Origin of the sequence: Caloranaerobacter azorensis DSM 13643 (assembly GCF_900129995.1) — a bacterium.
In the GTDB taxonomy this organism is placed as follows: Bacteria; Bacillota; Clostridia; order Tissierellales; family Thermohalobacteraceae; genus Caloranaerobacter; species Caloranaerobacter azorensis.
In genome coordinates this window covers 1-20,769 of record NZ_FQXO01000012.1, presented here as the reverse complement: position 1 = coordinate 20,769, position 20,769 = coordinate 1, and the positions used below count along the sequence as shown (strand labels likewise).

The 20,769-nt window shown below is 30.8% G+C and carries 25 protein-coding genes; 24 read left to right on the top strand and 1 reads right to left on the bottom strand.

The window, feature by feature from the left end; translation table 11 throughout:
• Nucleotides 1–266 precede the first annotated feature (266 nt).
• The 6 genes from BUB51_RS03055 to BUB51_RS03030 all read left to right on the top strand — a co-directional run bounded on the left by BUB51_RS03055 (nucleotide 267) and on the right by BUB51_RS03030 (nucleotide 5,529).
• Nucleotides 267–1,223: a DUF1385 domain-containing protein gene (locus BUB51_RS03055; protein WP_073195388.1), complete on the top strand. Its 957-nt coding sequence runs from the start codon at nucleotides 267–269 to the stop codon at nucleotides 1,221–1,223.
• Complete coding sequence (prmC, locus tag BUB51_RS03050; RefSeq protein WP_073195385.1) at nucleotides 1,217–2,110, top strand: peptide chain release factor N(5)-glutamine methyltransferase; 894 nt, start codon at nucleotides 1,217–1,219, stop codon at nucleotides 2,108–2,110. The genes BUB51_RS03055 and prmC overlap by 7 nt, the downstream gene beginning before the upstream one ends.
• Nucleotides 2,101–2,631: a chromate transporter gene (locus tag BUB51_RS03045; RefSeq protein ID WP_073195383.1), complete on the top strand. Its 531-nt coding sequence runs from the start codon at nucleotides 2,101–2,103 to the stop codon at nucleotides 2,629–2,631. Before prmC ends, BUB51_RS03045 begins: the two co-directional genes overlap by 10 nt.
• A 29-nt stretch (nucleotides 2,632–2,660) precedes the next feature.
• On the top strand, nucleotides 2,661–3,179 hold the full coding sequence (locus BUB51_RS03040) for a chromate transporter (protein ID WP_073195380.1): 519 nt from the start codon (nucleotides 2,661–2,663) through the stop codon (nucleotides 3,177–3,179).
• A 68-nt stretch (nucleotides 3,180–3,247) separates the two neighbouring features.
• Nucleotides 3,248–4,315 carry a peptide chain release factor 1 gene (prfA, locus tag BUB51_RS03035; RefSeq protein ID WP_073195372.1) on the top strand — a complete coding sequence of 356 codons (1,068 nt, stop codon included), beginning with the start codon at nucleotides 3,248–3,250 and terminating at the stop codon, nucleotides 4,313–4,315.
• A gap of 26 nt (nucleotides 4,316–4,341) precedes the next feature.
• The gene (locus tag BUB51_RS03030) at nucleotides 4,342–5,529 is read left to right on the top strand and encodes a cation:proton antiporter (protein ID WP_083599487.1); all 1,188 of its coding nucleotides are present in this window, start codon (nucleotides 4,342–4,344) and stop codon (nucleotides 5,527–5,529) included.
• Nucleotides 5,530–5,668: 139 nt separating this feature from the next.
• Here the strand turns inward: BUB51_RS03030 and BUB51_RS03025 are convergent, their stop codons facing one another.
• Entirely contained in the window at nucleotides 5,669–6,403 is a 735-nt protein-coding gene (locus tag BUB51_RS03025) for a ZIP family metal transporter (RefSeq protein WP_073195370.1), read from the bottom strand.
• A gap of 204 nt (nucleotides 6,404–6,607) precedes the next feature.
• On the opposite strand from BUB51_RS03025, the gene BUB51_RS03020 reads away from it, so the two are divergent.
• The 18 genes from BUB51_RS03020 (at nucleotide 6,608) to BUB51_RS02935 (ending at nucleotide 20,761) form a co-directional block, all read left to right on the top strand.
• Nucleotides 6,608–7,669, top strand: a complete 1,062-nt coding sequence (locus BUB51_RS03020; protein ID WP_200791878.1) for an L-threonylcarbamoyladenylate synthase — start codon at nucleotides 6,608–6,610, stop codon at nucleotides 7,667–7,669.
• A gap of 14 nt (nucleotides 7,670–7,683) precedes the next feature.
• On the top strand, nucleotides 7,684–8,382 hold the full coding sequence (locus BUB51_RS03015) for a low molecular weight protein arginine phosphatase (protein WP_073195368.1): 699 nt from the start codon (nucleotides 7,684–7,686) through the stop codon (nucleotides 8,380–8,382).
• A 14-nt stretch (nucleotides 8,383–8,396) separates the two neighbouring features.
• Complete coding sequence (gene rpiB, locus BUB51_RS03010; RefSeq protein ID WP_073195365.1) at nucleotides 8,397–8,849, top strand: ribose 5-phosphate isomerase B; 453 nt, start codon at nucleotides 8,397–8,399, stop codon at nucleotides 8,847–8,849.
• A 60-nt stretch (nucleotides 8,850–8,909) separates the two neighbouring features.
• Nucleotides 8,910–9,539 (top strand): uracil phosphoribosyltransferase, encoded by a 630-nt coding sequence (upp, locus tag BUB51_RS03005; protein ID WP_035164247.1) that lies wholly within the window; start codon nucleotides 8,910–8,912, stop codon nucleotides 9,537–9,539.
• Nucleotides 9,540–9,587: 48 nt separating this feature from the next.
• Entirely contained in the window at nucleotides 9,588–10,040 is a 453-nt protein-coding gene (locus BUB51_RS03000) for a deoxycytidylate deaminase (protein ID WP_073195364.1), read from the top strand.
• Between the two features lie 54 nt (nucleotides 10,041–10,094).
• Nucleotides 10,095–11,132: an MraY family glycosyltransferase gene (locus BUB51_RS02995; protein ID WP_035164245.1), complete on the top strand. Its 1,038-nt coding sequence runs from the start codon at nucleotides 10,095–10,097 to the stop codon at nucleotides 11,130–11,132.
• 185 nt (nucleotides 11,133–11,317) lie between these two features.
• Complete coding sequence (gene wecB / locus BUB51_RS02990; RefSeq protein WP_073195437.1) at nucleotides 11,318–12,454, top strand: non-hydrolyzing UDP-N-acetylglucosamine 2-epimerase; 1,137 nt, start codon at nucleotides 11,318–11,320, stop codon at nucleotides 12,452–12,454.
• Between the two features lie 174 nt (nucleotides 12,455–12,628).
• On the top strand, nucleotides 12,629–13,288 hold the full coding sequence (gene atoD / locus BUB51_RS02985; RefSeq protein ID WP_073195362.1) for an acetate CoA-transferase subunit alpha: 660 nt from the start codon (nucleotides 12,629–12,631) through the stop codon (nucleotides 13,286–13,288).
• The gene (locus BUB51_RS02980; protein ID WP_073195360.1) at nucleotides 13,288–13,947 is read left to right on the top strand and encodes a CoA transferase subunit B; all 660 of its coding nucleotides are present in this window, start codon (nucleotides 13,288–13,290) and stop codon (nucleotides 13,945–13,947) included. Before atoD ends, BUB51_RS02980 begins: the two co-directional genes overlap by 1 nt.
• Nucleotides 13,948–14,029: 82 nt before the next feature.
• On the top strand, nucleotides 14,030–15,379 hold the full coding sequence (locus BUB51_RS02975) for a TIGR00366 family protein (protein ID WP_073195358.1): 1,350 nt from the start codon (nucleotides 14,030–14,032) through the stop codon (nucleotides 15,377–15,379).
• A 177-nt stretch (nucleotides 15,380–15,556) separates the two neighbouring features.
• Nucleotides 15,557–16,285, top strand: coding sequence for a LytR/AlgR family response regulator transcription factor (locus BUB51_RS02970; protein ID WP_073195356.1), 729 nt, complete (start codon nucleotides 15,557–15,559; stop codon nucleotides 16,283–16,285).
• A gap of 48 nt (nucleotides 16,286–16,333) precedes the next feature.
• Entirely contained in the window at nucleotides 16,334–16,810 is a 477-nt protein-coding gene (locus BUB51_RS02965; RefSeq protein WP_073195354.1) for a hypothetical protein, read from the top strand.
• Between the two features lie 15 nt (nucleotides 16,811–16,825).
• Nucleotides 16,826–17,680, top strand: a complete 855-nt coding sequence (locus BUB51_RS02960) for a sensor histidine kinase (RefSeq protein WP_073195353.1) — start codon at nucleotides 16,826–16,828, stop codon at nucleotides 17,678–17,680.
• A gap of 14 nt (nucleotides 17,681–17,694) precedes the next feature.
• Nucleotides 17,695–18,285: an accessory gene regulator B family protein gene (locus BUB51_RS02955; RefSeq protein WP_073195350.1), complete on the top strand. Its 591-nt coding sequence runs from the start codon at nucleotides 17,695–17,697 to the stop codon at nucleotides 18,283–18,285.
• 91 nt (nucleotides 18,286–18,376) lie between these two features.
• Nucleotides 18,377–18,892: a hypothetical protein gene (locus BUB51_RS02950; RefSeq protein WP_073195349.1), complete on the top strand. Its 516-nt coding sequence runs from the start codon at nucleotides 18,377–18,379 to the stop codon at nucleotides 18,890–18,892.
• A 113-nt stretch (nucleotides 18,893–19,005) separates the two neighbouring features.
• The gene (locus tag BUB51_RS13550) at nucleotides 19,006–19,140 is read left to right on the top strand and encodes a hypothetical protein (RefSeq protein ID WP_278293912.1); all 135 of its coding nucleotides are present in this window, start codon (nucleotides 19,006–19,008) and stop codon (nucleotides 19,138–19,140) included.
• Nucleotides 19,141–19,220: 80 nt separating this feature from the next.
• The gene (locus BUB51_RS02945; RefSeq protein ID WP_073195346.1) at nucleotides 19,221–19,634 is read left to right on the top strand and encodes a hypothetical protein; all 414 of its coding nucleotides are present in this window, start codon (nucleotides 19,221–19,223) and stop codon (nucleotides 19,632–19,634) included.
• Nucleotides 19,635–20,623: 989 nt separating this feature from the next.
• Nucleotides 20,624–20,761 (top strand): cyclic lactone autoinducer peptide, encoded by a 138-nt coding sequence (locus BUB51_RS02935; protein WP_083599486.1) that lies wholly within the window; start codon nucleotides 20,624–20,626, stop codon nucleotides 20,759–20,761.
• Nucleotides 20,762–20,769: the final 8 nt, after the last annotated feature.

Genomic DNA, 20,769 nt, shown 5'->3' with positions numbered 1-20,769 from the left:
ACATCCTATCTTGTAGGATGCTGGTTTGACCTCCTGTCAAACCTACGGATTTTCTCTAAAATTTTCGCCTAGTTTTTTAACTAAATTCTTTCAAGCATTCGCTTTTATTTTCATAAAATACTTGAGAGAATAAGTTTGTTAACAGTTTGACATATGTCCAAAGGGTATATGTTTGTTTTTTTGTATTTATAGCCTTCTTGTTATATCATAATAAAATGAGTTATAATGTAATTATATAGAAAATAATATAAGGAGTAGCGAGAGGCATGATATCAAAAATAAAAGATGCATTTAACAAACCTAAACACAAAACTAGTATAGGCGGACAGGCGCTAATAGAAGGAGTGATGATGAAAGGGCCTAAAGAAATAGCTATAGCAGTAAGAGAGCCAAATGGCAATATCAAACTAAAAAAAGAACCTGTAAATTCAGTTTCATCAAAATACAGCTTTCTTAAATTACCTTTTATAAGAGGAAGTGTTGTACTAATAGAGGCAATGATTGTAGGAGTCAAATCATTGATGTATTCAGCAGAAGTTTATGAAGTAGAGGAAGAAGAGCCGGGAGTTATAGACAAAGCTTTAGAAAAAGTATTCAAAGATAAAACTGAAGATATAATGATTTACCTATCAGTTATTTTATCTTTATTTTTCACAATTTTATTATTCATATTAGCTCCTTCGTATTTAACTAACTTTTTGAAAACAAAAATTAGCAGCAATTTAGGACTTAATCTAGTAGAAGGAGTAATAAGGGTTCTCATTTTCCTAATATATGTCTATAGCATCTCTAAAATGAAAGATGTGAAAAGAGTATTTGAATATCATGGAGCCGAACATAAAACAATACACTGTTATGAACATGGGGAAGAATTGACAGTAGAAAATGCAAGAAAATATACTACTCTTCATCCTAGATGTGGTACAAGTTTTATTTTTATGGTAATGATAGTAAGTATACTTGTATTTTCATTATTTGGATGGCCAAATCCACTATTAAGATTTATATTGAGAATAATTTTACTACCAGTAATAGCAGGAATATCGTATGAAATAAATAAATATACGGGTAGAAGTGATAGCAAATTGGCTCAAATCGTTTCATATCCTGGACTTATGTTGCAGAAAATAACTACTAGCGAACCAGACGATTTGCAGTTAGAAGTAGCTATTGAAGCTCTAAAAGGAGTATTGGTTGAAGATAAGGAGGCAGACATTTGGTAAGAGATTATACTATAAAATCTTTATTACAAGAGGGGATGAATATATTAAATGAGGGGGATTTTAAAACCCCTCTTCTTGATGCACAACTTATATTATGTTATACACTGAGTGTTGATAAATTATATATTTATACACATCCAAACGATAAAGTCAATGTGGAAACTGTGGATAAATTTTTCGAATTTATAAATAGACGAAGAGAAGGATACCCAGTACAGTATATCATTCAAAAACAGGAATTTATGGGCCTCGAATTTAATGTTGCAGAAGGTGTTTTAATTCCGAGACCTGATACAGAAATACTTGTGGAAAAAGTTATTGAAATTGTGGATAACAGTCTCCTAAAAGGTAAAAAACGAATTAATATTGTGGATATAGGTACTGGTAGTGGAGCAATTACGTTGAGTTTAGCTTACTATTTAAAAAATGCATTTGTATACTCTATTGATATAAGTAAGAAGGCTTTAGATGTGGCTAAAGAAAATAGTAAAAAATTTGGTTTAGAGGATAGAGTATTATTTTTAGAAGGCAGTCTATTTAAGCCTTTATCAACACTGAATTTAGATAATAATATAGATGTTGTAGTGTCTAATCCGCCATATATACCTACTGATGAGATTGAAAAACTTCAAATTGAAGTATCCAAATATGAACCTAGGACAGCATTAGATGGTGGAGAGGATGGATTAGACTATTATAGAGAAATAGTTAAAGATTTGAGTAAATACCTCACAGATAATGGAGTTATAGCCTTTGAAATAGGATATAACCAAGGGCAAGATGTTAAAGAGCTTTTAGTAAATAGCGGATTATTCAAAAAAATTGAGATAATAAAGGATTTATCAGGACATGATAGAGTGGTAGTAGGTGAAAACTTATGTCTATAATAAAATTGTTTTTAACTTTTTTTAAGATTGGAGCATTTACCTTCGGCGGAGGATATGCAATGATTCCTCTGATACAGGTGGAGGTTGTGGATAAAAATAAATGGATAGATAATGAGGAATTTCTAGATATTATCGCTATTGCACAATCTTCTCCCGGAGCGATAGCGGTAAATAGTGCAATATTTATAGGATATAAAATAGGAGGTATTATTGGAGCTTTAGCATGTATGCTAGGGGTAATACTGCCTTCATTTATAATAATCCTAATAATATCTATGTTTTTATTCAAGTATAGAAATAATGAAGTGGTTTCGAAAATATTTTTAGGTGTTAGGCCAGCGGTTGTAGCATTGATTATTTCGGCGGTATATAAACTAACTAAAACCTCAAGAATTAAAAAGAAACTGCTGATTATTTCTCTGATTACTTTGATTTTAGTTGTATTTGTTAATATAAGTCCTGTAGTAATGGTTTTAGTTGGCGGATTTGGAGCGATAGTGTATTTTGGATACAAAAGTTAGAATAATAAGAATGAAAAAGGTGAACTGCAATGATATATATAAAATTATTTATATCTTTTCTAAAGATTGGCGTATTTAGTTTCGGTGGAGGATATGCAATGCTTCCTCTTATTCAAGAAGAGGTTATAACTAAAAATGGGTGGATTAATTTAAAAGAATTTGTCGATATATTAGCGATATCACAGATGACTCCTGGGCCTATAGCGATAAATAGTGCTACTTTTTTAGGATATAAAATAGGCGGTGTATTAGGAGCTGTAGTGTCGACTTTAGCAGTTATTACACCATCTCTAGTTATTATTCTATTAATAGCCCATTTTTTAAGAAAATTTAAAGAGTCAAAATATGTTGATTGGTTTTTTAAAGGGTTGAGACCTATAATAATAGGATTAATTGCCTCTGCGGCAATTTTAGTAGCCAAAAATACAATAATAGATATAAAAAGTTTAATAATAACATTAGCAATATTCTATCTTGTAACTTATAAAAAACTTCACCCTATATTATGTATAGTTATCGCAGGTGGATTGGGAGTAATAATGTATTAATAGTAGTAAAAATATCAAAAATATGTTATAATCTTAAATTAGACAATTCAGTTTCAGAGGTGAAAGAGATGTTGGAGAAATTAAAGTTTCTAGAAGAGAAATATAAAGATTTAAGCATGAAAATAAGCGACCCAGAAATTATAAATAAAAGAAATGAATGGCAAAAATACGTAAAAGAGCATGCAGAAATAGAACCAATAGTTATGAAGTACAGAGAATATACTACAGTGTCTAAACAATTAGATGAAGCGAAAGAAATGTTAAAGGAAAAGTTAGAAGATGATTTTAAGGATATGGTAAAGGAAGAAATTAAAGAGTTAACTGAAAAAAAAGAAAAGCTGACGGAAGAGTTGAAACTGCTTTTAATTCCTAAAGACCCTAATGATGAGAAAAACGTTATAGTAGAGATTAGAGCTGGAGCCGGTGGAGACGAGGCTGGGATATTTGCAGGGGATTTATTAAGAATGTATACAAGATATGCTGAAAGACAGGGTTGGAAAGTAGAAATAATGTCTTCAAACGAACAAGGGGTAGGCGGTTTTAAAGAAGTAATCTTTATGATAAAAGGTAAGGGCGCATATTCACGACTTAAGTATGAAAGTGGTGTTCACAGAGTTCAAAGAATTCCAGTTACAGAATCGGGCGGTAGAATACACACATCTACAGCAACTGTTGCAGTTTTACCCGAAGCAGATGATATAGACGTTCAGATAAATCCGAATGATGTTCGTATTGACGTGTTCCGTTCTTCAGGACATGGGGGACAAAGCGTTAATACAACGGATTCGGCGGTTAGATTGACACATATCCCGACGGGTATAGTGGTTTCATGTCAAGATGAAAAATCTCAGCTTAAGAATAAAGAGAAAGCATTTAAAATTCTTAAAGCTAGATTATATGATAAACTTCAGGCAGAAAAAAATGCGGAAATAGCCGAGGCTAGAAGAAGTCAGGTAGGTACAGGAGACAGAAGTGAGAGAATAAGAACATACAACTTTCCTCAGGGCAGGGTAACTGATCATAGAATTAATATGACAATATATAAATTAGATTCATTTTTAGACGGAGATATTGATGAAATAGTAGACGCTCTCATAACGAATGATCAGGCCGAAAAGTTAAAATCTGTTCAGTAATTCAAAAGTTATGGGAGATGATTTAATTGGATAATGAGGAATTTACTTTTTTGCTAGATATAGCTGTTATACTGATATTTGCGAACATTGGTGGGTATATTAGCCAGAAATTCAAACAACCTGCAGTTTTAGGGCAGATATTAGCAGGACTTCTGTTAGGGCCTTCTGCTTTAAATCTTATAACTGTAAATATGTCTATTACTCATATGGCTGAAATAGGGGTAATACTCTTAATGTTTATTGCGGGATTAGAAACAGATATAGACGATTTAAAGGCATCTAGCAAATCTTCTACTTTTATAGCACTTGGAGGAGTCCTAGTGCCTTTTGTACTAGGGCTTCTGGCTATAAAAATAATTAAACCAAATGCTGATATTTCAGAGGGGTTATTTGTGGGTACAATTTTAACGGCTACTAGCGTTAGTATAACTGTACAGGCTTTAAGAGAGCTAGGCAAACTTAGGACAAGGCAGGGAATAGGTATATTAGGTGCGGCTATAATAGATGATGTTATTGGAATTATTTTATTAACTCTAATTCTAGGGGTTGTAAGACCTTCTGAAAGCGGGAGCATATTATTAGTTATATTTAAAATATTTTTATTTTTTATTCTATCTATAGTAGTTGGGACTGTGTTTTCAAAATTACTTACGAAATATTCACATATAATAAGTAAAGAGAATAGAGTCTTAACATATGCTCTTATATTTTGTTTTTCATTGGCGTTCATTGCAGAAGAATTAGGTGTAGCTGCAATAATAGGAGCATATTTTACAGGTATAGTATTTTCAGTAACTCCTCATAGAAATAGAGTATCGCATGAGATACAGAGGATTGCTTATGCATTATTTACTCCTATATTTTTTATAAATATTGGACTTATGGTAAAATTGGACAACATAAGTAAGGGATTAGGATTGAGTATTGTATTAGTACTTATGGCGATTATAGGTAAAATAATAGGATGCGGTATAGGTGCTAAATTATCTAAATTTACAAACAGAGAAGCGTTGCAGATAAGTATAGGTATGATTCCTAGAGCGGAAGTTGCTTTGATTGTTACAAATTTGGGAATTAAAATGGGTGTAATAGGAAATGATATATTTACAGCGGTTATTTTGATAGTATTAGTATCGACAATTATTACTCCTCCGCTATTAAAATTAGCTTTTGATAGAGAATTGGGACGAGAAAAAGAACAAGGGGTATGTTAGGTTGGGTATTAGATTAAATTTAAAATTGAAAATGTAAAAATTATTAAGCAACATAGGATTAATTTCCCCTAACTGCCAACTACTAACTAACAACTAACTAACAACTAACAACTAACTACTAACTACTAACAACTAACAACTACCTACTAACAATTACCCCAACTATAAATCCAATAGTCAAGCCTATTGTAGAAGCTCTACCATTGTAGAGCTTTTTTGCATTTGGAATTAATTCTCCACAAGTAATATAAAGCATAGTTCCACCTGCAAATGCTAAACATAGTGAAATAAAGAAGTTTGAAATATTACCTAAAGCTGCTCCTATGAAGGCTCCAATGCCGGTAGGAATGCCGGAAAGTAGCGTTAATAATAAAACTTTCGTTTTTGGCATGCCACTTATCTTAAGAGGCGTTGCCATAGCCATACCTTCAGGAATGTTGTGCAGAGCGATTACTAAAGCTATATTAAATCCCATTTGAGTAGTGAACATAAAACTAGAACCTACCGCTAAACCTTCTGGAAGATTGTGAATAGCAATTCCAATTCCCAATATTATCCCAGTCTTTAAGAAATTATTTTTATTTGTTTTTTGGTACGTTTTATAAAATACAGGAATAAAGTCTTCAATTATTATAACGGTAAGAACGCCTAATAATATGCCTACAATTCCAGTAAAAAATCCTCCTACCGAAAAAGATTCTGGTAATAAGTCAAAAGTTACTACAGCCAGAATTAATCCACTTGTAAACCCAAGAAGTGAACTTAAAAATTTATTATTTGATCTTACTATAGATAGTGCAATCAAGCCTCCAAGTCCCGTACCAGTAATGCCAACTAAAGAACCTATTAAAGTTAAAGTGAAAATATTCGACATGCAAACACCTCGTTTATAAGTTTAAATTTAAAATTGAAAATGTAAAATTATATATTTAACTCTATAATAATTGTATTTCTATAAAATAAATAAATGATAAGTTTTAAATATATGTCTAGACTCTAAAGATGTAATATTGTATAATATATGTTTGAAGTTGCAGATAATACAAAAAAAGATAAGAAGGGAAATGGCATGGAGAAGATAAAAACACAAGTTATTAAAATAGATAAGAATAATCCTGAAATAGATAAAATACAATTAGCAGCAGAAATAATAAAAAAAGGAGGAGTAGTAGCTTTTCCTACTGAAACTGTTTATGGATTAGGGGCGAATGCACTTGATGAGAAAGCTACTCAAAAGATATTTATTGCTAAAGGTAGACCTCAGGATAATCCTCTTATTGTACATATTGGTGATATAAGTGATTTAGACTCTTTAGTTAAAGAAGTTCCTGAAAATGCTAAAGAACTTATGAAGCGATTTTGGCCCGGTCCATTAACTCTAATATTTAAGAAAAGAGAAATAGTCCCTGACAGAATAACAGGAGGACTATCCACTGTAGCTATTAGAATGCCAAACCATAAAATAGCTATAGAGCTAATTAGGCAATCTGGATTACCGATTGCGGCTCCTAGTGCAAACACTTCAGGAAAACCAAGTCCTACTAATTCCCATCATGTGATTGAAGACTTATACGGAAAGATTGATATGATAATAGATGGAGGAGACACAGGCGTAGGTGTTGAATCTACCGTTTTAGATATTTCTACTGATATACCTACGATACTGCGTCCTGGCTTTGTTACTTTAGAAGATCTTTTAGAAATTTTTCCTCGAGTAGATATTGATCCGGCAATACAAAATTTATCAGAAAAAATGAAACCGAAATCCCCAGGACAAAAATATAGACACTATTCCCCAAAAGCTAAACTTACTATTATACAGGGCGAAGTTGGTAACATTGTGGAAAAATTGATGAGTTTAGCTTCTAAATACAAAAAACAGGGATTAAAAGTTGGAATAATGGCTACAAAGCAGACAAAAAATAAATATATTATTGGCAATGTATTAGAAGTCGGAGATAGGGAAAATCCTCAAACAATTGCAGCGAATTTGTTTAGAGTGTTGAGAGAATTCGATAAAATCGGGGTAGATATAATACTAGCAGAAGGAATAGAGGAAAAGGGGATAGGTAGAGCTATTATGAATAGGATGAAAAAGGCGGCAGGAGGAGATGTAATATTAGTTGACAGAAAAAAATAGAAAGGAGGGGGAAAATGAAGAATATCTTGTTTGTTTGTACTGGTAATACTTGTAGAAGCAGTATGGCTGAAGCTTTGTTTAGAGATATGCTTGAAGAAGCGGGAGAGGAGCTTAATGGCATTAAGGTTGAGTCTGCTGGGATATGCGCCGTACCTAATCAACCAGCATCGAAACAAGCTATACAAGTATTAAGAGAAGAAGGGATAGATTTATCAAAACATAGAGCAAGGCCGCTGACAAAAGACATGATAGATAGGGCGGATCTTATACTTACAATGACAGTAAATCATAAGAATGCTGTGATTAATATGGCTCCAGAAGCAAAGGGTAAAGTTTTTACTTTAAAAGAATTTGCTTTAGAAAATAATAATATAGATGAAATTCTTGATAAGCTTGCGGTACTATATAGAAGGCTATATGAAAAGAGAGATAGAATACTTAAAGAGAGAATTGGAGAAATTAAGGCGTTAGAAAAAAGGAAAAGAGAACTTCAAAGAGAAATAGAGAAAATCGATAAGCAAATTAGAGAATGGGAGCAGGAAATTGAAGCAGAATTTGAAGATGATAAAAGAGAAATAGCGAATTTAGAAAAGCAAATACCTTCGCTGGATATTACTGATCCTTTTGGATTGCCAGTTGAAGAATATAAAAAGAGTGCCGAAGATATCAAAGAGGCTCTCAAGAAGGTTCTTGATAAGATTAGAAAAAAATAGAAGGAGGATAGATTATGAAAATTGCTTTAGGTAGTGATCATGGTGGATATGAACTAAAGGAACATATTAAGAAATTTCTTGAAGAAAAAAATATTGAGTATGTAGACTATGGAACTTATACAACAGAGTCCGTAGACTATCCTGATTTTGGGCATAAAGTTGCAAAAGCTATAAAACAAGGAGAATGTGATAGAGGGATAGTTTGTTGTGGAACTGGTATAGGAATATCAATATCAGTAAATAAAGTTCCCGGTATAAGATGTGCTTTAGTAAGCGACTGCTACAGTGCTAAAATGTCAAGAGAGCATAATGATGCGAATGTATTGGCATTAGGCGGAAGAGTAGTCGGCGTAAATTTGGCATTAGAAATTGTGGATGTATGGCTAAAAACAGAATTCCAAGGAGGAAGACACCAAAGAAGAGTAGATAAAATCAAGGGAATCGAAGAAATGTACAGTAGAGGTTAAAGTTGAATTTTAAATTAGAATTAAACATTAGAGGAAGAAAAACAAAGGAGGGGTCTTTAAATGGGGAAAGTTGTTGTAATGGATCACCCATTAATTAAACACAAACTTACTTTTATAAGGGACAAAAACACAGGTTCAAAGGAATTCAGAGAATTAGTTAAAGAAGTCGCTATGCTAATGGCATATGAAGTTACAAGAGAACTTCCACTAGAAGAAATTGAGATAGAAACACCTGTTGCTAAAACTAAATCTCAAATAATTTCTGGTAAGAAGTTAGGAATTATACCTATACTTAGAGCAGGATTAGGAATGGTAGAGGGGATGTTAAACTTACTACCGGCGGCAAAAGTAGGACATATTGGATTATATAGAGATCCAGAAACATTAGAACCGGTAGAATATTATTGCAAACTTCCAACAGATGTTGAAGAAAGAGAACTCATAGTATTAGATCCAATGTTGGCAACAGGGGGTTCTGCAACTGCTGCTATTAATTTCTTAAAAGATAGAGGTGCAAATAACATAAAACTTATGTGTCTTATAGCAGCACCAGAAGGTATAGAAGCGGTTCAAAAAGCTCATCCAGATGTAGATATATATGTTGCGGCAGTTGATGAAAAATTAAACGACCATGCATATATAGTTCCAGGTTTAGGAGATGCTGGAGATAGATTATTTGGTACAAAATAGGCAAGGTATATCCTTGCCTAATGATTTTTAATAAGAGGAGGTAATTTCATGCGCCCTTCTTGGGATGAATATTTCATGGAAATAGTCAATGTCGTAAAAAAAAGATCCACATGCTTAAGAAGACAGGTAGGCGCTCTAATAGTAAAAGATAAAAGAATTCTTTCCACAGGATATAACGGAGCACCAACAGGACTCAAACATTGTGATGAGGTAGGATGTATAAGAGAAAAACTTAATATACCATCAGGACAAAGACATGAACTTTGTAGAGGACTTCATGCGGAACAAAATGCGATAGTACATGCTGCAAACGCTGGGGTAAGAATAAAAGGAAGTACAATTTATGTAACTACACAACCTTGCATTTTATGTGCAAAAATGATAATAAATGCAGGAATTGAGAGAGTAGTATTTGGTGGAGGATATCCAGATGAACTAGCAATTCAGCTTCTTAAAGAAGCTGGGATTGAAATTGTTGACTTTCAATTACAAATAAAGTAAAATTATAATTATGGAAATATATATATCATGGGCAAATAATAAGGGAGTGTTATTATGTCTATTTACTACAAAGCTTTTTTTGTGGCATTAATCGTAGCATATTTTCTTACACCTTTTGCTAAGTGGGTGGCCAATAAAATTGGAGCAATCGATGTACCAAAAGACAATAGAAGAGTGCATAAAAAGCCTATTCCTAGGCTTGGAGGGTTAGCTATATATTTAGCAACGGTTTTTTCTATGCTTATATTTCTTCCTATCGATAGAACAACGATCTCTATAATTGTAGGTTCTACAATAATCGTAATAACAGGTATTGTAGATGATACTAAAAGTATTTCACCAAAGCTAAAATTATTTGCCCAGATAGTTGCTGCATCCGTTCTTGTGGTAGGAGGTATAAAAATAGAATTTCTTACAAATCCTTTTGATAAAGGAGACGGATTATTATATCTAAAAGCCTTTTCAATACCTATAACTATATTCTGGGTAGTTGGAATTACTAATACAATGAATTTAATAGACGGTTTAGATGGACTAGCATCAGGTGTAGGAGCTATTTCAGCATTATCACTTTTATTTGTGGCATCGAAATTTGGTTATGTTCCTATAATGATTTTGTGTGCAATTTTAGCAGGTTCGGCTTTAGGTTTTCTGCCTCATAATTTTAATCCTGCAAAGATTTTTATGGGAGATACTGGAGCTCTATTTTTAGGCTATATGCTTTCAGCAATAGCGATATTAGGTGTAATGAAGAGTGTTGCAGCTATAACGATAATTATACCGATATTAGCTTTAGGATTGCCGATATTTGATACAGCCTTTGCTATATTTAGAAGGATTATAAATGGTAGACCTATAATGGAAGCTGATAAGGGGCATCTGCATCACAGATTGCTAGATAGAGGATTAAGTCAAAGACAAACAGTATTAATATTATATATGATAAGTATATTCTTGGGGTTCTTGGCTTTTATACTTACAGGAATGGAGCCAGAAAAATGTGTAATAGTTTCAGGATTGATTTTAACAATAATATTTTTAGGAGCATCTAGTATAGGATTAATAGAGTTAAAAAAACAGGGAAATAAGTAAAAGTGATAGCATTAAAAGTAAGTCAAGGTTTTACCTTGACTTTTGTTTTAGGTAATTAGGTACTTTGCTAGAATTAAAAATGTAAATTAGTTTATAGTAAATGGGTGTTAGCTAAAATTTTTTATTATTATTAATTTTACATTTATCAATTATTAAGTGAAGGGTGTGTGATTGTTTTGAGAAAAATAAAAGTATTGACGATATTTGGAACTAGGCCGGAAGCTATAAAAATGGCACCAATTGTTAAAAAATTAGATGAAAATCAATGCATTGAGCATAAAGTTTGTGTAACGGCTCAGCATAGAGAAATGTTAGACCAAGTCTTAAGAATATTTAATATAACGCCGGATTACGATTTGAATATTTTTGAGCCGGGGCAGACATTGACTCAAATAACTATAAGAGCTATGGAAGGGCTCGAAAGAGTAATTATAGATTTTAATCCTGATTTAATTCTAGTTCAGGGGGATACAACAACTGTATTTGCAGGGGCATTAACTTCCTTCTATCATAAAGTTAAGATTGGACATGTAGAGGCGGGTTTAAGAAGTGGTAATCTGTATTCTCCATATCCGGAAGAGGCTAATAGAAAGTTAACGGGTGTAATTACAGATTTTCATTTTGCTCCAACAGAAAAGAATAAACAAAATCTTTTAAGAGAAGGATACGATGAAGAAAAAATTTATGTTACAGGGAATACAGTAATAGATGCTTTATTATATGTTGTATCAGAAGATTATAGATTTAATGATGAATTACTCGATAACCTTGATTATAAAAATAAGAAAATAATATTGTTAACTTCTCATAGAAGAGAAAATTTAGGTAGACCTATGGAGAATATATTTAGTGCGGTAAGAGATGTAGTATTAAAGAATGAAGATGTAGAAGTCGTTTTCCCTATACATCTTAATCCAAAAGTAAGAGAAATTGCTCATAGAATACTAGACGGATTAGACAGAGTTCATATTATCGAACCGCTTGAATATTTACCTTTTGCCAATTTAATTGCGAGGTCATATCTAGTAGTAACAGATTCAGGTGGTATTCAAGAAGAAGCACCTTCTTTAGGAAAACCAGTATTAGTTGTAAGAAAAGAAACTGAAAGACCAGAGGGTATAGAAGCGGGAACGGCTAAATTAGCGGGAATAGACAGAGAAAATATATTTAAAGAAATAGATATATTGGTAAACGATGTTAATGAATATAAAAAGATGGCCAATGCAGTAAATCCATATGGAGATGGTAAAGCATCAGACAGGATAGTAGATATTATAGTTAAAAGATTGGGAACCGAATTAAAAATGCAAAAATTAAGATAAAAAAAGTAAAAGTAAAAACAGCAGAAGGCAAATAAACTTTTCTGCTGTTTTTTAAAATATCAGATAATTATTAAAATTTAGTAATATATTTTTATGTAGAAGGATTCTATTATTCTATCATAGAATAACAAAATATGTAGGTTATAACGTTATATTATATTGGGGGTGTAATAAGTGTCAAAGAATAAATTAATATCTGTAGAGCAAGCGGTTGATTATATTAAAGATGGTATGACTGTAATGATAGGGGGATTTCTTGGGGTAGGAAGTCCGAATAAAATCATTGATGCACTTGTTAAAAAGGGAGTAAAGGATTTAACTTTAATAGCAAATGATACAGCTTTTCCTGAAGTAGCAATAGGAAAACTTATAGTCAATAAACAAATAAAAAAAGTTATAGCATCTCATATAGGTACTAACAAAGAAACAGGAAGACAAATGACAGAAGGTGAAACAGAAGTAGAATTAATACCTCAAGGGACACTAGCAGAAAGAATAAGAGCAGCGGGAGCGGGACTTGGTGGTATCTTAACTCCAACAGGTATAGGAACTGTTGTAGAAGAAGGTAAAAGAAAGATAGAAATAGACGGAAAAGAATATTTACTAGAATTACCTCTTAAAGCGGACATAGCTTTGATTAAAGGAGCAAAAGTAGACAAAAATGGAAATGTTTATTATCGTAATTCAGCTAGAAACTTTAATCCAATCATGGCTATGGCGGCCGATTTAGTAATAGTTGAGGCAGAAGAAATAGTTGAGATTGGAGAAATTGATCCTAATGAAGTAATAACACCTGGTATATTTGTAGATTATATCGTAAGGGGTGATGAGTAATGGATAAACAAAGAGCAAGAGAGATAATAGCTAAAAGGGTAGCTAAAGAATTAAAAGATGGAGATGTCGTTAATTTGGGTATAGGATTACCAACTATGGTAGCTAATTATATCCCAGATGGTATTGATATAATATTGCAATCGGAAAACGGTTTCATTGGACTTGGACCAGTTTCTAAATCAGGTGAAGAGGACAAAGACCTAATAAATGCAGGTGGTCAGCCAGTAACAATAAAACCGGGCGGAGCTTTCTTTGATAGTGCTACTTCATTTGCAATAATAAGAGGGGGACATGTTGATGCAACAGTATTAGGAGCACTTCAAGTAGATGAAAAAGGGAATCTTGCTAACTGGATGATTCCGGGCAAGATGGTACCTGGAATGGGCGGAGCGATGGATTTAGTTGTAGGAGCTAAAAAAGTTATTATAGCTATGGAGCATACAGCGAAGGGTAAACCAAAAATTTTAAAAGAATGTACTTTGCCCCTTACAGCAGCAGGACAAGTTAATTTGATAATTACAGAGATGGCAGTAATTGAAGTAACAGAAAGAGGACTTGTACTAAAAGAATTAGGACCAGAAGCTACTATTGAGGATGTTAAAGCTAATACAGAGGCTGATTTAATTATTGCAGATGACTTAAAGAAAATGGAGATATAGATTAGGTAATGGATAGGGTACTTGTATAAGTACCCTAGTTTTATAAAAAAACAAATTAATAAAAGACAAGGGAGGCAACTATATGTTTAAAAAGTTCACTAATGGTTGTGTTGTACTTGTTCAAAGATATTTACCTGATCCATTCCTTTTTGCTGTCATCTTAACATTGATTGTATTTGTATTAGCAATGATTTTTACAAGTCAAGGGCCAATGACAATGGTGATTCATTGGAGTAATGGCTTTTGGAAGTTATTAGAATTTTCTATGCAAATGGCACTTGTATTAGTTACAGGACATGCTTTAGCTAATGCACCGATTATTAAAAAAGGGTTAAAATCATTATCAAGTTTGGCAAAAAGTCCAATGCAAGCTATAGTTTTGGTAACAATAATATCTACGATTGCTTGTTGGATAAATTGGGGATTTGGTTTAGTAATAGGAGCTTTATTTGCTAGACAAATAGCAAAGCAAGTAAAAGGTGTTGACTACAGATTATTAATTGCTTCGGCGTATTCAGGATTTTTAGTATGGCATGCAGGATTATCAGGCTCAATTCCTTTAAAACTAGCTACTCCGGGAACTGATTTATCTACTGTTACAAATGGTGTAGTTACTGATCCGATATCAACAAATAATACTATTTTTGCAACTTTTAATATTATTATAGTATTAGCTATATTTGTTGTATTACCTATAATTAACAGGGCAATGCATCCTAGTGCAGAAAATGTAGTTACTATAGACCCTGAACTTTTGGCAGAGGAAGAAGAAGCTGCTTATATATCTGAAAATATGACACCAGCCGATAAAATGGAAAATAGTCCCATACTTTCAATGTTAATAGGTATTATGGGTTTAACTTTTATAATCTATTATTTCAAGAAAAACGGCTTTAAATTAAATTTGAATATTATTAATTTTATTTTCTTATTTACAGGCATTATACTTCATGGAACTCCTAGGAGATTTCTTAATGCAGTTAAAAATGCAGCTAAGGGAACAGCAGGAATAATATTACAGTTTCCGTTTTATGCTGGAATTATGGGTATGATGACAGGAACTAATGAAGCAGGACTTTCATTGGCAGGAGTTATGTCAAATTGGTTTGTAAATATTTCGAATCAGACAACATTTCCATTCTTCACATTCTTAAGTGCAGGTTTAGTCAATTTCTTTGTACCATCAGGCGGTGGACAGTGGGCAGTTCAAGCACCTATTATGATACCAGCAGGAGCCCAATTAGGTGTTCCAGTTGCTAAAACAGCGATGGCGATAGCATGGGGAGATGCATGGACAAATATGATTCAACCATTCTGGGCATTACCAGCATTAGGTATAGCTGGATTAGGTGCAAGAGATATCATGGGATTCTGTGTTGTAGACTTACTAATAACAGGAGCTATAATAGCACTTGGACTGATGCTACTATAAAGAATAAAGGGAACAAGGGAATGGTTCTGTTGTATCCTAATTGATATCAGGGGAGCGAACTATTCCCTTGTACTTATGCACAGCAAGATGATATAAAGGAGGTATGACACGTTGGCTTGATAAAAGGCTGTGCATTTTACTAGGTGATTTTATATATGAGCCAACGATATAGAGAAAATGTCCATTAGGGTTATTATAGCTGATGATAATGAGAATGTTAGACATATTTTAAGATTATATTTGAGACAGATAAAAGATGTTGAACTAATAGCAGAGGCTGCAGATGGGAAGGAGCTTTTAAATTTCGTATTTAAAATGAAACCTGATGTCGTACTGACAGATATTAAAATGCCAGACATGTCTGGATTAGATGTGGCGAAAATTATTCGTGAGGCAGATGAAACTCTTTCTTTAATTTTTATTACTTCCTATAATGAATATATGTCAGAAGCCTTTAATGTTTATGCTACTGATTATATACAAAAGCCTATTCAGAAAAAAAGACTTTTTAAGACATTAGAATATATTAAAAATATGAAGTCGAAAGTTCAATTGATAGATTTTAGTACAGCTAGCGGACAAATACTAATAAATTCAAATGATATTTTATTTATAGAATCGGTTAAAAGACAAAGAATCATTCATACATTTACTCAAAAATATTGTACATATGAGTCTTTAAATAGTATAGAAGATAGGTTAAATAAAGAATATTTTATTAGAACACATCGTTCGTTTATAGTTAATATAAAAAAAGTAGAAGAAGTAGTTTTATACTGTCGTTCGTCTAGAAAAATTTTATTTAGAAATTATGAGGAATGTGCATTGCTTTCAAAGAGGTATGAACAGGACTTTCGAAATAAGATTATGATAACAGCGACTTATAATTTGAAGTTAACGATTTGAAATTTTTAAGTCCCAGAAGATAGATTTTCATCATGGAGGATAGATGAGATGCAAAAATTATCGTTAGTTGAATTTTTTATTTTTTCTTTTCCAGAAGCATTAATAATAACCATCTTTATTTTGGCATTATGCGGTCTTAAAATAAATTATTTTAAAATAGTTTCTATTGGTTTTATCGTGTCATTCTCAGCATTTTTGATAAGACCTTATATCAATTCATTTTTACTGAATGTGTTTGTATATGATTTAATTATGATTATTGTAATATATTTATTTATTAAAAACTATTTATTTAATATTTTTTGTAGTGTTATTCTTACTAGCTGTATTTATATATCTGTTGAGAATTTTAATATTCAAACAATAATGTATTTTTTAAAAATACCGGCAGAATCGATTATTAAAAACATGTCGATAAGATTGTTTGCTTTTATCACTCAAATTTTGATTATGATTATATTATTTTTAATAGTTCGCAAATTAAATTTTACTATTATTGACTTTGAGGATGAAAATGATATTTAAAGAGGTAGGGGAAAAATGAATAATAAATATTTAAGTTTGAAGACAGTAGTAGCATTTAATATTATAAGTGTATTTTTATTGACACTTTTTATAATAAACAACTTTTTAGTTAGCAATCAAATATTTCAGCCTATTGATATCAGAATTTTCAATCTAATTTTCGGATTATTTATCGTATTATTAAATGTATTAGATATTTTTATCATAAGAGAGCTATTCAATCATATAAAAAAGGATTATATGTATAAGCTTAAGCAAATAGAACTTATAAATATGAGAGAAATGAATGATTTAGTACGTGAACAGCGACATGATTTATTAAATCATATGCAGATAATATATGGCCTTTTAAAATTAAAGAAATATGATAGATTAGAAGAATATCTTTTAGAATTTGGTAAAGAAACAGAAAAACTAAAGCCTCTTGTCAATACTGGAGTGCCAGAAGTCGATATTTTACTCCAATTTAAAATAAATAAAGCGTTAAGATTAAATATAGATGTTGATTTAACGATTAAATGTAAAATTGATAATTTAAAAATAAATCCGTTTGATTTAAATAAGATATTGTCTAATCTTTTAGATAATGCAATAGATGCTACGTTAGAACTTGAGGAAGATAAGAGGTTTATAGGTGTAAATATGTTTCAGACTCCAATGGATTATATCTTTACTATTGAAAATTCTTGTAAATTATTAGAAAAACACACGCTTAACAGGATTTTTGAAAAGAATTTTTCAACAAAAGGGACTTCAAGAGGAATGGGGCTTTATATAGTTAAGAAAATAGTAGAGAAGAATAATGGGGAAATAACGGTTGATAGTGCTTATGATAAAGTCATTTTTACAGTCATGTTCCCTAAAAATTAAATGGAGGCTAAAAAATGATAAATTTAGAAAAGATATCTGAAAGTTTGACTAATAGTATATGTAGACATTCAAACTTCGACCAAAAACAAAAAGCCCAAATTTATTATGCTCTGCAGTTGATTTTAGGAATTTTAGTTGAGTTTTCTATAATTTTCATTATTTCTTTAATATTGAATATTACAGATTTTGTAATTACAATGATGTTTTCTTCTCTTGCATTAAGAATATTTACTGGCGGAGCCCATTGCACATCCTATGACCGATGCCTCATTTTTACAGTAATTGTTTACATATTTTTTTCAATGTTAGTTAAAATATCTTTTCTGCCTTATATAAGTTTGATTGTTTTGACAATTGTGATAGTCATAATAGGGTTTGTAATAATTAACAATATAAAAATGCAGTTTAAAAATATCGGGCTTATCATATTAATAATTTGGGGAATTATGATGATGAGTATGTTGTTATTGAAAAATGACGATTTACACCTTTTAAAAGTTTTATTATCTAGCTGTATAGGTATAAGTATTCAGCTATTCAATTTGACATCAATTGGGAATATCTTCATAAACAAATGCGATTCTTTTCTAAAAAGATTTATATAATGTATTTTCGTGAAATATTGATGTATCTTGATCTGACAATTTGGATATAAAAAAGGAGTGAATTATTATCAAAAGAAATATTATTGTTTTAATGATTATATTTGTTTTAGCAACTATAGTTGTATTTGTTAGTAATTATCAAAAAAAGGGAACTTTTGAAGAATTAGTATTGAATACTTATCTAGATAAATCACAAGCTAAAGGATTTGATGCAATAGAAATGCTTGATATTTCAGATCGGAAATTTATTTATAAAGTTAGCAATAACATTAACGTAATTAATGAATTTTTGTCTAAATTAAATGAATTGGAACTTGTTGAATATAGATCAGGTATGCCAAGAAATAATAACAATTTAAAGACTAGCCAAAAAAGATATGCTATTTTTCTAGAAAATAGAGAAACTGATGAAAAAATATTAATTCATATATGGACTGATAAATGTATATCAGTTACAGTTAATACACTTTCGATAACTGAAAATAAAGAAAATAAGATTACTAAATATGAGTATGATACAAAAACACATACCTACGACATTATAAATGGGAGCATAGATTTCGATTATTTAGATAGTTTATATAATTCATTAAAGGAATTATCCTAATATAACCTCGATTTAACTAATGTTTTAAATAGAAAGTGAGTTAAGTGAGGTTTATTTACAGATAAAGTTGTTAATAAAATAATTAATGCTGATTTAAATGGAGCAAAAAATATATGTATGTTAGGAAACAAAAAGCACAGCAAAAATATAAAGCAGGAGGTGAAAACTGTTGGCTTAATATTAAGCTGTGTAATCCTATAAAAGTAGAAAGTGACTTCGAGTTATGTAGTTTTATAAAATTTGCATAATAGAAGTATCGGATAGGAGCTATAAAGGTATGCGTTGCTTTCTATAAGATTTTTATAGATATAAGTCAACGGTGTTAAATTTGAGTATAATTATAAATTTAATTTTACTATGTTTTGGGTTATTTGTTTTAACTAATAAATTTAATATCATTATACAAATAAATGACATTATTTTTATATTGATAAGTTTGATTTGTTTTATGTTAGCATCTAAAACGTATAAAGATTTAAATGAAATTTTAAAAGTGTATTTACAGAAAAAAACAATAGAAGATGTAAAAAAATTTATATTGATTATTGAAAGCTATATAAAATTTAGTATAATGGCGGGAATTATTGGTAGTATTATAAAATTAATAATGTTAGAAAACTATTATGGTGATTATATGTCCTATTTTGTAATGTTACATAGAAGTATTATTCCTATTACATATGGGCTTTTATTAGTCTATTTCATTTTTTATCCAATAAAAATATATTTAAAAAAACAATGATATTTAACCAATTAGATTATCTGCTTCAAGTCAAATAAAAAAGTAAATTATTATTTAAGAAAAAGACATTATATTTATTCATAGTTTTAGTTTACTATTAATATTTATGATGTTTGTAATTTTTATGAAATAAATAACAAGGGAAAGGTATTTAAGTTATGAAATTAATTTCTTAAGGTACTATTATACTTTTTTTAATTCCTATAATTACAATTCTGTTAATTGCCTTTATTGGTTATTATGGTTATGGTCGACCTTTTTTATCATCACTATAATGATAGGAGTTATATTTTTAAGAGTTTATTTGAGTGAGAAAGACAGTAAAATTTTACTTTTTTTAGGCTCAATCATTGGAATAGCAGGTGTGTTTTTTGTACTAGTAAGATATTAAATAAATACAGTTCAGCATTATTTGTTACTATAGTTTATGTAATTAACAGTTCAGAAATATTTATGAAGACTATTTTTAAAAGATGAAATATTATTTATATAGCAGGCTGTAAATTTAAGAGAGAAGTGATATTTTGTTAGCACCACTTATTTGTTTTGCATGGGTTCCTTTATTATTTATTATTTTGGTATTTCTAGGAATAAATACGGGCAATATTTAAAACAATCATTTTTTTTACTTATTGTACTTTCAATTCTTGCTGTTCTTATATTTTTAAGAGATGAACGATATGTATATTTTGATATTAGTATATATGTAGGCGTAATTATATTAATTGGTTATGTGTTTTCAGATACTAAAAAGAAGGAATGAATAGGAAACAGAGGGATGGTTCTATGTATCCAAAATGAAATAGAAGAACCGTCCTTTTGTATCTAAAATGCATTTTCAGACAATGAAATGACATTTTCGGAAAAAGTTATTGAAAATGGAAAAATATTTTTATATAATTAGCATAAAAGATTAGAAAAATATTCTAATCTTTCATGCTTTTTTCTTTTTTAAAAAGTGAGAAAAAAATATATGGGGAGGTGAGATAATGAGTAAAAGATTTTTTAGAAACTTTTTAACAATAACTACAGCAATGTTATTTATAATTTCTAATGTAGGAGTAAAGCCTACTTGCATCGGTTGGTTCTATAAACCAGAAGTTCCAGAAATATTGAAAAACGAATAATTGTATTT